This is a genomic window from Amycolatopsis rifamycinica (genome assembly GCF_000695625.1).
Taxonomy (GTDB): Bacteria; Actinomycetota; Actinomycetes; order Mycobacteriales; family Pseudonocardiaceae; genus Amycolatopsis; species Amycolatopsis rifamycinica.
The window spans coordinates 208,492-222,900 of the sequence record NZ_JMQI01000077.1; the positions used below are offsets into that span (position 1 = coordinate 208,492).

At 73.3% G+C, this 14,409-nt stretch carries 15 protein-coding genes; 6 read left to right on the forward strand and 9 right to left on the reverse strand.

Annotated features, from left to right (window positions below; genetic code table 11):
* Positions 1-25 precede the first annotated feature (25 nt).
* Both DV20_RS38145 and DV20_RS38150 read left to right on the forward strand, forming a co-directional pair.
* Positions 26-748: a S1 family peptidase gene (locus DV20_RS38145; RefSeq protein ID WP_043788303.1), complete on the forward strand. Its 723-nt coding sequence runs from the start codon at positions 26-28 to the stop codon at positions 746-748.
* Between the two features lie 72 nt (positions 749-820).
* Positions 821-1,597, forward strand: coding sequence for an exodeoxyribonuclease III (locus DV20_RS38150; protein ID WP_043788355.1), 777 nt, complete (start codon positions 821-823; stop codon positions 1,595-1,597).
* A gap of 22 nt (positions 1,598-1,619) precedes the next feature.
* Here DV20_RS38150 and DV20_RS38155 read toward each other — a convergent pair whose 3' ends face one another.
* The 5 genes from DV20_RS38155 to rpe all read right to left on the reverse strand — a co-directional run bounded on the left by DV20_RS38155 (position 1,620) and on the right by rpe (position 5,268).
* On the reverse strand, positions 1,620-2,063 hold the full coding sequence (locus DV20_RS38155) for a PH domain-containing protein (protein WP_043788304.1): 444 nt from the start codon (positions 2,061-2,063) through the stop codon (positions 1,620-1,622).
* Positions 2,060-2,566, reverse strand: a complete 507-nt coding sequence (gene ribH / locus DV20_RS38160) for a 6,7-dimethyl-8-ribityllumazine synthase (protein ID WP_043788305.1) — start codon at positions 2,564-2,566, stop codon at positions 2,060-2,062. The genes DV20_RS38155 and ribH overlap by 4 nt, the downstream gene beginning before the upstream one ends.
* Positions 2,563-3,891 (reverse strand): bifunctional 3,4-dihydroxy-2-butanone-4-phosphate synthase/GTP cyclohydrolase II, encoded by a 1,329-nt coding sequence (locus DV20_RS38165; protein ID WP_043788306.1) that lies wholly within the window; start codon positions 3,889-3,891, stop codon positions 2,563-2,565. Before DV20_RS38165 ends, ribH begins: the two co-directional genes overlap by 4 nt.
* Entirely contained in the window at positions 3,888-4,517 is a 630-nt protein-coding gene (locus DV20_RS38170) for a riboflavin synthase (RefSeq protein ID WP_043788357.1), read from the reverse strand. The genes DV20_RS38165 and DV20_RS38170 overlap by 4 nt, the downstream gene beginning before the upstream one ends.
* A gap of 79 nt (positions 4,518-4,596) precedes the next feature.
* Positions 4,597-5,268, reverse strand: a complete 672-nt coding sequence (rpe, locus tag DV20_RS38175) for a ribulose-phosphate 3-epimerase (RefSeq protein WP_043788307.1) — start codon at positions 5,266-5,268, stop codon at positions 4,597-4,599.
* Positions 5,269-5,390: 122 nt separating this feature from the next.
* On the opposite strand from rpe, the gene DV20_RS38180 reads away from it, so the two are divergent.
* The 3 genes from DV20_RS38180 (at position 5,391) to DV20_RS38190 (ending at position 8,467) form a co-directional block, all read left to right on the forward strand.
* Entirely contained in the window at positions 5,391-6,590 is a 1,200-nt protein-coding gene (locus tag DV20_RS38180) for a sensor histidine kinase (RefSeq protein WP_043788308.1), read from the forward strand.
* Positions 6,587-7,246, forward strand: coding sequence for a response regulator transcription factor (locus tag DV20_RS38185; protein WP_043788358.1), 660 nt, complete (start codon positions 6,587-6,589; stop codon positions 7,244-7,246). Before DV20_RS38180 ends, DV20_RS38185 begins: the two co-directional genes overlap by 4 nt.
* A gap of 108 nt (positions 7,247-7,354) precedes the next feature.
* Positions 7,355-8,467 carry a serine hydrolase domain-containing protein gene (locus DV20_RS38190; protein WP_043788309.1) on the forward strand — a complete coding sequence of 371 codons (1,113 nt, stop codon included), beginning with the start codon at positions 7,355-7,357 and terminating at the stop codon, positions 8,465-8,467.
* On the opposite strand, the gene DV20_RS38195 is transcribed toward DV20_RS38190, so the two are convergent.
* From DV20_RS38195 to ggt, 4 genes are all read right to left on the reverse strand, one after another.
* On the reverse strand, positions 8,429-8,953 hold the full coding sequence (locus DV20_RS38195; RefSeq protein ID WP_043788310.1) for a flavoprotein: 525 nt from the start codon (positions 8,951-8,953) through the stop codon (positions 8,429-8,431). The two genes, DV20_RS38190 and DV20_RS38195, sit on opposite strands and share 39 nt — an antisense overlap.
* Entirely contained in the window at positions 8,950-10,374 is a 1,425-nt protein-coding gene (locus tag DV20_RS38200) for an RsmB/NOP family class I SAM-dependent RNA methyltransferase (protein ID WP_084093872.1), read from the reverse strand. Before DV20_RS38200 ends, DV20_RS38195 begins: the two co-directional genes overlap by 4 nt.
* On the reverse strand, positions 10,371-11,297 hold the full coding sequence (gene fmt / locus DV20_RS38205; RefSeq protein ID WP_043788313.1) for a methionyl-tRNA formyltransferase: 927 nt from the start codon (positions 11,295-11,297) through the stop codon (positions 10,371-10,373). Before fmt ends, DV20_RS38200 begins: the two co-directional genes overlap by 4 nt.
* Before the next feature lie 279 nt (positions 11,298-11,576).
* Positions 11,577-13,373, reverse strand: a complete 1,797-nt coding sequence (gene ggt, locus DV20_RS38210; RefSeq protein WP_043788314.1) for a gamma-glutamyltransferase — start codon at positions 13,371-13,373, stop codon at positions 11,577-11,579.
* A gap of 204 nt (positions 13,374-13,577) precedes the next feature.
* Between ggt and DV20_RS38215 the strand changes: the two genes are divergently transcribed.
* Positions 13,578-14,378: a lysozyme gene (locus tag DV20_RS38215; RefSeq protein WP_043788359.1), complete on the forward strand. Its 801-nt coding sequence runs from the start codon at positions 13,578-13,580 to the stop codon at positions 14,376-14,378.
* The last annotated feature ends 31 nt before the right edge of the window (positions 14,379-14,409 follow it).

The window sequence follows — 14,409 nt, forward strand, 5'->3', positions numbered from 1 at the left end:
TCCCCCTGCCGAAAGGATCACCGCCGTGACCTCTCTCCGTCTCCTCGGTGCCGCATCCGCGGCCGCCGTCGCGCTGACCCTGGCGGGCGGCGCGGTCGCCGCCGCGGGCGTCCAGCCGAACATCGTCGGCGGCTCCACCGCGCCGTCGGTCTCCTGGGGAGCCCAGGTGTACGTCAACACGCCCGGGCGCGACTACCAGGGCTTCAACTGCTCGGGCACGGTCATCGCGGCGCGCTGGGTGCTGACCGCGGTGCACTGCCTCGACCAGGACGGCTCGGGCATGTACGTCCGGGTCGGCAGCAACACGCTGCTCTCGGGCACGAAGATCGCCGTCGACGGCGAGTACGAGTCCCCGAACGGCGACATCGCGCTGCTGCACCTGGCGTCGGCGACGAGCACCGCGCCGATCGCGCTGGGCAGCTCGGACCCGGCGACCGGCAGCACGAACCAGATCTACGGCTGGGGCCGCACCACCCCGACCGGCCCGCCGGCGACGTCGCTGAAGACGGCGAACGTCCAGGTGACCGGCCGGTCCACGGACGCCTACGGGGGACGCGCGATCCAGAGCGTCGGCGTCAACGGCTCGGCGTGGAAGGGCGACTCGGGTGGCCCCGAGGTGGCGAACGGCGTGCAGGTCGGCGTCGCGTCGACGGTCCAGAACCAGAGCGGGTCGAACACGCGCGGCACGAACAACTACGCGAGCGTGGCGGCGAGCCGGTCCTGGATCCGGACCACCTCGGGTGTCTGAGAGTGCTGTGCCACGGGGCGGCGCTTCGGCGCCGCCCCGTTCTCGTCGGTGGCGTGTGGGATGCTCGCGGGCATGCGGATCGCCACCTGGAACGTGAACTCCATCATCCCCCGCCTGCCCCGTGTGCTGGGCTTCCTGGAGGAGACGGCGCCGGACGTGCTGTGCCTGCAGGAGCTGAAGAACACGACCGAGGCGTTCCCGGCGGCCGAGATCGAGGCGCTGGGGTACGAGGTGGCGGCGTACGGGCTGGGGCGCTGGAACGGCGTGGGCATCGTGTCGCGGGTGGGCTTGGCGGACGTCGTGCGCGGGCTGCCGGGCGAGCCGCGGTTCGAGGGAGCTTCGGAGGCCCGCGCGATCGGGGCCACGTGCGGCGGGGTGCGGGTGTGGTCGGTGTACGTGCCCAACGGGCGTGAGCCGGACAACCCGCACTACGCGTACAAGCTGGAGTGGCTCGAGTCCCTGCGGGCCTTGGTGGCTTCGGAGGTGTCGTCCGGGCCGTTCGCGGTGCTCGGGGACTTCAACGTGGCCCCGACGGACGCGGACGTCTGGGACATCGCGCTGTTCGCGGAGTCGACCCACGTGACGAAGCCGGAGCGCGACGCACTGGCCCGGCTACGGGATCTGGGGCTGTCGGACGTCTTCCCGCGGCCGCTGAAGTACGACCACCCGTTCACGTACTGGGACTACCGGGCCGGCAACTTCCCGAACAACAAGGGCATGCGGATCGACCTCGTGTACGGGAACGAGGCCTTCACCTCCGCCGTCACGGATTCGTACGTGGACCGCAACGCCCGCAAGGGCAAGGGCCCGTCGGACCACGCGCCGATCGTGGTCGACCTGGACCTCTGACCCACCGGGCCGCCGCGCGAACTCAGCCGCCGGTGGCCGCGCGGTGCAGTTTCCGCAGCGCGCGCACCGCCTCCACCGCGCGGTCCCGGTCCACCGCCTGCACCGCCATCACCGCGTGGTACTCGTCGTCCGGCAGCTCCAGCCGGGCCCACGACGCACCGTCCGGGAAACTCACCGACAGCACGTCGCTCCACGCGAAGCGGCGGGTGACCAGGACGTTCCGGACCTCGATGCCCTCGGCGTCCGCGCGCACCCTGGCGATCGCGAACAGCATCACCCCGCACGCCAGCAGGATTCCGATGCCCACCATCGCCGCCTGGTCGGAGCGCTGGAAGCGCACGCCCGTGTCGCCGGTGCGCAGCAGGACCGCCACCGCCACGAACACGGCCAGCAGCGCCACCGCCAGCACGCCGCACATGATCATCGCGCGCCGGGGACGGATCACCAGGAGAGTCTTCACGGTCACACGAAACCCCGCTCGGTCCACGGCTTGCCCAGGCTCCGCAGCACGTGCGCGGTGTCCAGGGCCGCCACCGTCGCCTCGTAGCCCTTGTCTTCCTTCGACCCCGGACGGCCCGACCGGTCGACGGCCTGCTCGTGCGTGTCGCACGTCAGGACGCCGTTGCCGACCGGGGTGCTCTCGTCCAGCGCGACCCGGGTCAGGCCCGCCGTCACGGCGTCGCACACGTACTCGAAGTGCGGGGTGCCGCCGCGGATGACCACGCCGAGCGCGACCACCGCGTCGTGGTTGCGGGCCAGCGCCTGCGCCACCACCGGGAGCTCGACCGCGCCGGCGACGTGGACGACCGTCGGCTCCTCCTCCAGGTCGGCTTCGCGCGCCGCGACCAGGGCCCGCTCCAGCAGGACGTCGGTGATGTCCGCGTTCCAGCGGGTGGCGACGATGCCGAGCCTCAGCGACCTGCAGTCGGAGAGGTCCAGCTTGACGTCGGGACGGCCTTCGCCGCTCACAGTGCTCCTCCGTCGGGGTGCTCGGTGCGCGCGCCGACCTGGTCGTAGTGCTCGAGCTGGGCCAGGTCGTGGCCCATCCGGTCGCGCTTGGTCCGCAGGTAGCGCAGGTTCTCCGGGTTCGGCGAGATCGGCAGCGGCACCCGCCCGGTGACGCGCAGGCCGTAGCCCTCCAGGCCGATCCGCTTGGCCGGGTTGTTCGACAGCAGCCGCATGGTGCGGACGCCGAGGTCGCAGAGGATCTGCGCGCCGGTGCCGTAGTCGCGGGCGTCGGCCGGGACGCCGAGCGCGAGGTTCGCGTCGACGGTGTCCGCGCCGTCGTCCTGCAGCTGGTAGGCCTGCAGCTTGTGCAGCAGGCCGATGCCGCGGCCTTCGTGGCCGCGGATGTAGAGCACGACGCCGCGGCCTTCGGCGGCCACCGCTTCCAGTGCCGCCTCCAGCTGCGGGCCGCAGTCGCAGCGCAGCGAGCCGAAGACGTCGCCGGTGAGGCACTCGGAGTGCACCCGCACCAGGATGTCCTGGCCGTCGCCGATCTCGCCGTAGACGAAGGCGACGTGCTCGATGCCGTCGAGCAGGGAGTCGTAGCCGACCGCGCGGAACGTGCCCGCGGCCAGCGGAATGCGCGCTTCGGCGACCCGCTCGACCTGCTTCTCCGTGCGACGGCGGTAGGCGATCAGGTCGGCGATGGTGATGATCGCCAGGTCGTGGTCGGCGGCGAAGACCTCGAGCTCGTCGCGGCGCGCCATGTCGCCCTCGTCCTTCTGCGACACGATCTCGCAGAGCACGCCCGCGGGGGCCAGCCCGGCCATCCGGGCCAGGTCGACCGACGCCTCGGTGTGCCCGGGGCGGCGCAGCACGCCGCCCTCCTTGGCCCGCAGCGGGACGACGTGGCCGGGACGGCGGAAGTCCTTCGCCGTGGACGACGGGTCGGCCAGCAGCCGGATCGTGTGCGCGCGGTCGGCGGCCGAGATGCCGGTGCTGATGCCCTCGGCGGCGTCGACCGTGACGCTGTACGCGGTCCCGCGCGCGTCCTGGTTCGTGTGGTACATCGGGGGCAGGTCCAGCCGGTCCGCTTCGGACTCGGTCAGCGCCACGCAGACGTACCCCGAGGTGTAGCGGACCATGAAGGCCAGCAGCTCCGGCGTCGCCTTCTCGGCGGCGAAGATGAGGTCACCCTCGTTCTCGCGGTCCTCGTCGTCGACCACGACGACCGCACGGCCCGCCGCGATGTCCGCGATCGCCCGCTCGATGGCGTCGGCGTCGAACACCGCCCCGGTGCCGCACGGGGTCCAGCCCGCTGCGGGCTCAGCCGCACTCGTCTCACTCATGACCGCTCCTCCGTGCCGCCGTCCCGATTGTGCACCTGGTCGCGGATGTGGGCCTCGGCCAGCTTCTCCACGTACTTCGCGACCACGTCGACCTCGAGGTTGACCAGGTCACCGGCTTCCCGGCCGCCCAGCGTCGTCGCCTCGAGGGTGGTCGGGATCAGCGCCACCGCGAACTGGTCGGCGCTGATCGCCGCGACCGTCAGCGAGACGCCGTCGACCGCGATCGAGCCCTTTTCGACCACGTACCGGGACAGGTGTCCCGGCATCGCGAACGTCGTGACGCCGTTCTCGTCGCGGCCGAGGAACACGCCGGTCCCGTCGACGTGGCCCTGCATGATGTGCCCGCCGAGCCGGCCGCCGGCCGGGGTGGCGCGTTCGAGGTTGACCCGGTCGCCGACCGCGACCTTGGCCAGGCTGGACCGCTGCAGCGTCTCGTGGACGACGTCGACGGTGAACTCGCCGCCCGTCACCTCGACGACGGTCAGGCAGACCCCGCTGACCGCGATCGAGTCGCCGTGCCCGGCGTCGCTGGTGACCAGCGGGCCGCGGACGCGCAGCCGGGCCGCGTTCGTCAGCTGCTCCACGGCGGTGACTTCGCCGATCTCCTCGACTATGCCGGTGAACACGTGCACTGCCTCCTTGTGAGCCGGTCCTCCCATCCAACACCCGCCGCGGCCCGGTGGCTTCTCCGGTGCCGCCGCGGGATCAGCCGGCCCGGCCGCGGGCCGCCTGCTCGCGCAGCGCGGCGACCGCCTTGCCCGGGTCGCCGGCGCCGTAGACGGCGGATCCGGCGACGAAGCAGTCGACGCCCGCCTCGGCGGCCTGCTCGATGGTGTCGGAGTTGATGCCGCCGTCGATCTCGACGAGCAGTTTGAGGTGCCCGGTGTCGACCAGCCGCCGCGCCGTGCGGACCTTGTCCAGCACCTCGGCGATGAACGACTGCCCGCCGAAGCCCGGCTCGACGGACATGACCAGCAGCGTGTCGTAGTGCTTGAGCGCGTCGAGCCACGGTTCGAGCGCGGTGCCCGGCTTCAGGGAGAGACCGGCCTTCGCGCCCGCGGCACGCAGGTTCTTCGCCAGCGCGACCGGGTCCTTCGCGGCCTCGGCGTGCACGGTGACGTTGTAGGCGCCGGCCTCGGCGTACCCGACCGCCCAGCGGTCCGGGTCGTCGATCATCAGGTGACAGTCGATCGGCAGGTCGGTGCTGTCGATCAGGGCCTTGGCCACGGGCAGGCCGAGGGTCAGGTTGGGCACGAAGTGCGCGTCCATGACGTCGACGTGGACCCAGTCGGCGCGGGTCTCCCCGGTGCCGGCCACGGCGGCGATCTCGTCGCCGAGCCGGGCGAAGTCCGCGGCCAGGATGCTGGGTGCGATCAAAGGTCGGTCTGCCACGTTCCGAGTGTAGGAGGACGGCGCTAACGGTCGCTAACCGGTTGTGACCAGGATCTGGCTCCGGAGAGGGAGGTCACCGGCCACCGGGGCGCCCTAACCTCGACCGCATGTCCGGATTCCTGGCGTCCCTGGCGCGCATCGGCAGCTACCGCAGCCTGCCGTACGCCGTCGCGTGTGCCGTCCTCACGGTGCCGATCTCCCCCTTCGCTTTCGCCGCGGCGGTGTCCGTCGAAGCCGACTCCCGCGTGCGGGCCCTGCTCGCCTTGCTCGCCCTGGCGGTGCTGATGGGGCTGCTGGGCCTGCTGGGGCCGGTCCGGCGGATCGGCATCGCCCTGGCGAACACGCTGCTCGGCACGGCCGTCCCGGCCCCGGCCGGGCGCCCCGACGCCGGTTCGCGGCTGCGCTCCGGCCTGTGGCTGGCCCTGCACACGGCGCTCAGCGGCCTCCTGCTCACCGTGCTCGCCTTTCTCAGCCTGGGCCTGCTCGTGCCCGCGGTCTGGCTGACCGGCGGCCAGGACCGGATCAGCCTGTTCTGGGACGAGGTCCCGCTCGGCGCGTGGACGGTCCCCTTCGGGGTCGTGCTGCTCTTCGCGGCGCTGGTGCTGTCCGCCGCCGCCACCCGCGGCTTCCGGACCGGCGCGGAAACGCTGCTCGGCCCGTCGGACACCGAACGCGCGGCACAGGCCGAGCGGCGGTCGGCCGTGCTCGCGCAGCGCAACCGCCTCGCCCGCGAGCTGCACGACTCGATCGGGCACACGCTGACGACGTCGACGATCCAGGCGGCGGCCGCGGCCGAGCTGGTCGAGGCGGACCCGGCCGGCGCCCGGCGCGCACTCGGCACGATCGAAGAAGCGTCCCGAAGCGCTCTCGAGGACCTCGACCACGTCCTCGGCCTGCTTCGCGAAGAGCCGGCCGCGAAGGCGCCGACGCGCACGCTGACCGAAGTCGACGTCCTCGCCGTGCGCGCCCGCGAAGCCGGGCTCGACGTCCGCCTGACGGTCACCGGGCCCGTCGCCGCGCTGCCCGCCACGGTGTCGCGCGAGGGTTACCGGATCGTCCAGGAGGGGCTGACCAACGCGTTGCGCCACGCCGGTCCCGGCGCGGTCGACGTCCGGGTCGAGGCCGGGCCGGACCGGCTCGGCATCGCGGTCGTCAACGCGCTGCCCGGCGACGGGCCGCGGACCGGGCGGCGCGGGCTGACCGGGCTCGCCGAGCGCGTCGAAGCCCTGCGCGGCGAGCTCGACGCCGGTCCGGACGGGCAGCAGTGGCGGCTGCGGGCGTCCATCCCGCTGCGGGCGGGCGCGTGACGCCGTCGGTGCTGCTCGCCGACGACGAGCCGCTGGTCCGCACCGGGCTGCGGGCGCTGCTGGAGCAGCAGGGCCTGCCGGTCGTCGGCGAGGCGGCCGACGGCGGCGAGGTACTGGACGCGGTGCGGCGGACCCGGCCGGACGTCGTGCTGATGGACGTGCGGATGCCGGGCACGGACGGCATCGAGGCCACCCGGCAGGTGCTCGCGGCGCTGGCGGAACCCCCGAAGATCCTGGTCGTCACGACGTTCGACAACGACGACTACGTGCACGAGGCGCTGCTGGCCGGGGCCAGCGGGTTCCTGCTGAAGCGGGCGCGCAAGGAGGAGATCGCGCACGCCGTGCGGACCGTCGCCGCCGGCGAGTCGCTCCTGTTCCCGGAGGCGATCCGGCGGCTGGTGAGCGGGCGGCTCCCCGGCGGCGCGCACGCGCGGGCGGCGAAGACGCTCACCCGCCGCGAAGCCGAGGTGCTGCGGCTCATCGCCACCGGACTGTCCAACCAGGACATCGCGGCGGCGCTGGTGATCAGCCTGGAGACGGTGAAGACCCACGTGGGCAACATCTTCGCCAAGCTCGGCGCGGGCAACCGCAGCCAGGCCGTCGTCATCGCGTACGAGGCAGGCGTGGTGCGACCGGGGCACGTCGGACGTCGCTGACCCGAACGGAGGTGGGGTTCACCGCAGGAAGACCGGGTGGCTGGCCCCATCCCGGCGGCGGCCCGGTGCCCCTAGCGTGGGGACATCGAGACAACAGGGGGCTCATCCATGCGGAAGTCATTGCCCGGCAAGCGCATCGTCGCCGTCGGCACGCTCGTCGCGTTGCTCGCGGCCACCACGGCGGCACCCGCGCTCGCCGCCACGGACCCCGTCCAGGCCCGGCTGGACGTGCTGACCGCCCAGGACGGCGTGCCCGGCGCCGAGGTCGTGGTCCAGGACGGCCGTCGGACACGGGTCGTGCGCAGCGGCACGGGCGACCTCGCCACCGGGAAGCCGTTCCCGCGCGACGGCCCGTTCCGCGCGGGCAGCGTCACGAAGACGTTCGTCGCCACCGTCGTCCTGCAGCTCGTGGGCGCCGGACGGGTGGCGCTGGACGCGCCGGTCGAGCGGTACCTGCCCGGGCTGCTGCCGGACACCCGGATCACCGTGCGCCAGCTGCTGCAGCACACGAGCGGGCTCTTCAACTACACGGAGGACCTCGCCGGGCTCGACCCGGAGACCCTGCGCCACCGCGGCGCCGAACCCGCCGAACTGGTGGCGATGGCGCTGAAGCACCCGCCGCTGTTCGAGCCGGGCGCCGGGTGGTCGTACTCCAACACCAACTACATCCTGGCCGGGATGATCGTCGAACGCGTCACCGGGCACGACCTGAGCGGGGAGATCGCCCGGCGGATCACCCGCCCGCTGGGCCTGCGCGGCACCTACCTGCCGCGCCGCGGCGACGAGCGGCTGCCGTCGCCGCACGCGGTCGGCTACACGCCGGTCGGCGGGAAGCTGGTGGACTTCAGCGACTTCGACGCCACCATCGCCGGGGCCGCCGGCGGCCTCGTCACGACCCCGTCCGACCTCGACCGGTTCTACGGCGCCTTGCTGGGCGGACGGCTGCTGCGCCCGGCCGAGCTGGCCGAGATGAAGCGCACCGTCCCGGCCGAGCTGGGCATCCCGGGCGCGGGCTACGGCCTCGGGCTCGGCAGCATCCCGCTGTCCTGCGGCGGAGTGGTCTGGGGGCACGGCGGGTCGATCCCCGGCTTCACGACGATGTCCGGGGTCGCCGCGCACGACCACCGGGTGACGCTCGTGGCGAACCAGGATCCGCTGCCGTCGACGACCTTCCGGCACTTGTCAGCCGCCTTCGACACCGCCGCCTGCTCGGGGCAGTAGGTCCAGGACCTCGGTCCACGGCCGCCCGACGTGCAGGCGGTGCAGCGTCACCCCGGCGCCGGCCAGGGTGTCGAGGTGCCGCTGCCACGCCGGGTGGTGCGCCCGGGTGTCCTGGATCTGGTACGCCACCACCATCGTGATCCCCGGCGCGCCCAGCACGTCGCCGAGCAGCGTCAACGCCTGGTTGTCCGCGATGCCCAGCGCCAGCTTGGCGACCGAGTTCGCCGACGCCGGCGCGAACAGGAACACCGACGGGTCCGGGTGCGGCCGTGGCTCGCCGGGCAGCCGGGACACGCTGCGGACCGGCAGGTCCGCGCCCGCGGCCACGTCGGCGAGCGCGCCGGTCGCGTCGAGCCAGCGGTGCGCGGTCGGCGTCAGGGTGATCGCCGTCCGCCAGCCGCGGGCGGCCGCCGGGCGGGCCAGCTCGGCGGCGAACCGGACGTCCAGCCCGCCGCACGAGCTTGCGACCAGCCCGAGGTCCCTCACGGTTTGCGCAGCACGGCGCAGAACATCGCGTCCGTGCCGTGGCGGTGCGGCCACAGCTGGACGTACGGCCCGTCTCCGAGCTCCGGGACGCCGGGGAAGTACCCGCGCGCGTCCAGCACCTCGGCCTTCAGCCGCCGGGCCGTCTCCGCGAAGACGCCTTCCGTCTCCGCCAGGTGCGGCGAGCAGACGACGTAGGTCAGCGCGCCGCCGGGCCGCAGCAGCCCGTAGGCCGCGGTGATCAGCTCGCCCTGCAGCTTCGTCAGGTCCGCGACGTCGGACGGCTGACGCCGCCAGCGCGCCTCCGGTCGCCGCCGCAGCGCGCCGAGCCCGCTGCACGGCGCGTCGACGAGGATCCGGTCGTACCCCGGCTCCAGGCCGCTCTCGCGACCGTCGGCGACGAGCACCTTCACCGGCAACCCGCTCGTGGCCTTCTCGACGAGCTTCGCGCGGTGCGGCGCCTTCTCGACGGCGTCGACGCTCGCCCCGCTCAGCGCGGCCAGCGCGCCGAGCAGCGCCGCCTTGCCGCCGGGACCCGCGCACAGGTCGAGCCAGCGTTCGTCGGAGCCTTCGAGCGGCACCTTCGTCGCGGCGATCGCGCAGAGCTGGCTGCCCTCGTCCTGGACCGCGGCGAGCCGCTCGCGAATCGGCTCGGCGTCGCCCGGGTCGCCGGCGCCGGCGGGCAGGCGCACGCCGTAGGGCGAGTACGGCGCCGGGTCGCCGCCGGTGATCGCGGCGAGCTCGTCGGCGCTGATCTCGCCGGGACGGGCGACGAGGTGCACCTCGGGGCGCGCGTCGTCGGCTTCGAGCGCGGCCTTGAGGCCGGCGCCCTTGTCACCCAGCGCTTCGGCGAACGACCGCGCGATCCAGCGCGGGTGCGCGGTGCGCAGCGCGTAGGCGCCGATGGGGTCGGCGGCCTCGTCCGGCGCCAGCTCGTCGAGCCACGCCGCCTCGTCCTTTTCGGACACCTTGCGCAGGATGGCGTTCGCGAACCCGGTGGCCCACGAACCGGCTTCCGCGCGCACGAGGTCCACAGTGGACGTCACGGCGGCGTGCTCGGGGATGCGCGTGCGCAGCAGCTGGTAGACGCCGAGGCGCAGCGCGTCGAGCACCGCCGGGTCGGTCTGCTTGAGCGGGCGCTCGGCGCACGACTCGATGACCGCGTCGAGCAGGCCCTGGGCCCGCGACGCGCCGTAGGCGAGTTCGGTGGCCAGCGCGGCGTCGCGGCCGGTGATCCGGCGTTCCCGCAGCAGGTCCGGCAGGATCAGGTTGGCGTAGGCGTCCTTCGTCCGGACGGCCGCGAGGACGTCGAACGCGGCCTGCCGGGCCGGGTCCACCTCCGGCGGGCGGCGCGGCCCTTCCTTGCGCGGTGCCGGACGGCCCCGTTGCGGCCGTGACGGGCGTCGTTCCCTGTGGTCGTTCACCGGAGGCGCTCTCCCTGGTCGATCCGTGTTCCGCGCGCCCAGTCGGTGGCGGCCATCCGTTTCTTGCCGGGTGCCTGGACTTCGCCGAGCCGCAGCGGCTTCGTCGCCGTCCCGACCAGCACCCGTTTGCGTTCGACCACGATCTCGCCCGGCGGCGGGCCGGGTTCGTCGAGCACCGTGACCGGGCCGAGCTTGAAGCGTTCCCCGCGGAACTCCGCCCAGGCGCCCGGGTCCGGGGTGACCGACCGGATCTGCCGGTCGACGGCCGAGGCCGGGTCGGCGAAGGACACGCGTGCGTCGTCGACCGTCACCTTCGGCGCGTAGCTGACACCCTCGGCGGGCTGCTCGCGCGCGACGAGGCTGCCGTCGGCCAGACCGTCCATGGTGGACAGCAGCAGCTTGGCCCCGGACTCCGCGAGCCGCCCGAGCAGCGCGCCGGCGGTGTCGGTGGCCCCGATCGCCTCGGTGACGACGCCGTAGACCGGGCCGGCGTCCAGTTCCTTGACGATCCGGAAGGTCGAGGCGCCGGTGATCTCGTCGCCGGCGCGGATCGCGGCCTGCACGGGCGCGGCCCCCCGCCACGCGGGCAGCAGCGAGAAGTGCAGGTTCACCCACCCCAGCCGCGGAATGTCGAGGGCGGCTTGCGGCAGCAGCGCCCCGTAGGCGACGACCGGGCAGGCATCGGGCGCGAGTTCGGCCAGCCGCGCGAGGAAGGCCGGATCACCCGCCCGCGCCGGGGTGAGGACTTCGATGCCGTGTTCGTCGGCCAGGGCGCCGACGGGCGACCGCACGACCCGACGGCCGCGCCCGGCCTGCGCATCGGGCCGCGTGACGACGGCGACGACCTCGTGCCGCCCGGAATCGAGCAGGGCACGCAGGGCGGGGACCGCCGGGTCGGGAGTGCCGGCGAAGACGAGCTTCATCGGCCCACCCCCGGCGGAAGCAGGGTTTCGAGTGGCTGGAACATCGAGCCCGAGTCTAGAAGGCCCCCTTCAGCAGGGCGCGCTCAGCTCGGGCCTGGTTGTCCACAGGGCGGTGGTACTGGGGACAACCAGGCCTCGGCGAGGTGCTTTCCCGGCTTTTCGCCGGGGGGTGCCGATAGCCTGGACAAGGGCACGCCCCCCAGGGAGGGCGGGGGAGTTTTCCCGCCGGTCCCGGCCGCGGTGCACAATGCCCGCCTCTCCCGGACCGGAACGGCGGCCCTACCAGCGGGCCGGCCACACCACCTGCGCCGCACCCTGGCCACGCCGCACAGGTTCGGCCGCCGCCAGCCAGCGGCCGTCGCGCAGCCGCTCCACGCCGGTCGCCGCGCCGATCTCCGCGGGCGCCGTCGAGAAGCCCTGGCCGCGGGCCTTCAGGTCCGCCGTCTCCGGCTGGTCCAGGAACGCCTGCTCCACCTGGGCCGCGGCCGAGTTCCGCTGCGATGCGCGCGGGGCCGCGATCGCGTCCTCCAGCGACAGACCGCGGTCCAGCCGGCCGAGGATCACCTGCAGCACCGTCGTGATGATCGACGCCCCGCCCGGCGAGCCCGTCGCGAAGAACGGGCGTCCGTGGTCCAGGACGATCGTCGGGGCCATCGACGACCGCGGCCGCTTGCCCGGGCCCGGCAGGTTCGGGTCGGGCACGCCCGGCGTCACCGGCGTGAACGAGAAGTCCGTCAGCTCGTTGTTCAGCAGGAACCCGCGGCCCGGCACGACGATGCCGCTGCCACCCTCCTGCTCGATCGTGAGCGTGTAGGCGACGACGTTGCCCCACTTGTCCGCCACCGTCAGGTGCGTCGTGTTCTCACCCTCGTACGGCGTGGGTGCCACCACAGAGCCGGCCGCGCACGGAGCCGGGTGCCGCGGGTCGGCCGGGGCGACCGGGCTGGTCGCCGCCTTGTCCTTCGAGATCAGGCACGCCCGGGAGTCGGCGAACCGCCGGCTCAGCAGCTCGCGGGCCGGGACGTCGACGAACGCCGGGTCGCCGATCCAACGGTTGCGGTCGGCGAAGGCGAAGCGGGTCGACTCCAGGAAGTACTGCAGGTAGTCGGCCTTGCTCGCGTGCTTGAGGTCGAAGTTCTCAAGGATGTTGAGCGCCTCGCCGACCGTCAGCCCGCCCGACGACGGCGCCGGCATGCCGTAGACGTCGAGGCCGTGGTAGGTCGCGTGGGTCGGGCGGCGCTCGATCACGTCGTACGCGGCGAGGTCGCCGGTGGTCAGCTTCCCGGGCCGGACGTTCAGCGTCGAAGCCGGGTCGACCGGCGGCTTCTGCACGGTCTTGGCGATGTCCGCGCCGATCGGGCCGTCGTACAGCGCGTCGACACCCTGGCGTTCGAGCTGCGCGTACGTGGCGGCGAGGTCGGGGTTCTTGAAGACGGTTCCGGGCGCCGGGGGCGCGCCGCCCGGCAGGTACAGCGACCGCGTCGACGGGAACGCCGAGAACCGCGCGGCGTTGTTGGCGATCTGCGTCTGGAAGGTCTGGTCGACGACGAAGCCGTCGCGCGCGAGCTTCTCCGCGGGCTTCAGCGACTTCGCCAGCGAGCGCGTGCCCCACTTGCGCAGCGCCTCGGCCCAGGTCGCGGGCGTGCCGGGCACACCAACGCTCAGGCCGCTGGTGACGGCGTCGGCGAACGGGAGCGGCTTGCCGTTCTCGACGAAGAGGTTCTCGTCGGCGGTCTTCGGCGCGGTCTCGCGGCCGTCCAGGGTGTGCACGCGGTGCGTCTTCGCGTCGTAGTAGACGAAGAACCCGCCGCCGCCGATGCCGGCGGAGAACGGGTCGGTGACGCCAAGCGCGGCGGCGACCGCGACGGCCGCGTCGACGGCGTTGCCGCCGTCGCGCAGGACCTGGGTGCCGATCGCCGTGGCGTCGGCGTCGATGCTGGCCACGGCACCCCCGAAGCCGACGGCGACCGGCGACTTCGGCGTGGGCGTGGCGGCGGTGGCGGGCGCGGCGACGCCGGCGGCGAGCACGGCGGCGACGGCCAGGACGAGCGTGGTGCGGCTCCTGTGCGCGGGCATGCGGGCGAGTCTGCCCCTTGCCCCGCCCGGCTACAAGACGCCAACGGGACCGATACACCCCGATTGTCAGCTTTTCACATGATTTCGCGGATCGCGAAATTGAATCACATGGAGCAGTGACATTCCGGTAGCCGCTGTAACACAATCGTGCGGCGCGGCCTGCACACCGCGCTTCGCGAGGGCAACCGGAAGGACCAACCGAAGATGACCGCACCAAGACGGACGTGGCGCCGCCTGCTCGGCGCCGCGCTCACGGTCTCGGCCACCCTGCTGGTCGTGACCGCCGGCAGTGCCGGCGCCGCGCCGGACACGGACAACCACGAGATGGGCGCCTCGATCCGCGCCCACGACGGGGTGGCCCCGGCCGGGCTCGCGCCGGCGTCGGTGGACGCGAGCGTCCCCGGCATCGACGTGAGCTCCTACCAGGGCAACGTCAACTGGGCGTCGTACTGGAGCGCGGGCAAGAGGTTCGCCTACGTCAAGGCGACCGAAGGCACCGGCTACCAGAACGCGTACTTCAGCCAGCAGTACACCGGCTCCTACAACGTCGGCATGATCCGCGGCGCGTACCACTACGGCCGCCCGGACCTCTCGGGCGGCGTGGCGCAGGCGGACTACTTCGTCGCCCACGGCGGCGGCTGGTCGAAGGACGGCAAGACGCTGCCGGGCACGCTCGACATCGAGTGGGGCCCGAACAACGCCTGCTACGGCAAGACCCCGGCGCAGATGGTCGCCTGGATCAAGGCGTTCAGCGACGAGTACCACGCGAAGACGACCCGCTGGCCGGTGATCTACACGGCGACGAGCTGGTGGAGCCAGTGCACCGGCAACACGGGCGACTTCAGCTCGACGAACCCGCTGTGGGTGGCGCGCTACGCGTCGTCGGCGGGGACCCTGCCGTACAACTGGGGCTTCTACACGTTCTGGCAGTACAGCTCCTCGCCGATCGACCAGGACACGTTCAGCGCGGACATCACGCGCCTGAAGGTGCTGGCAACGGGCTGATTTCGACGGGTCGGGAGCACGCGGAGGCGTG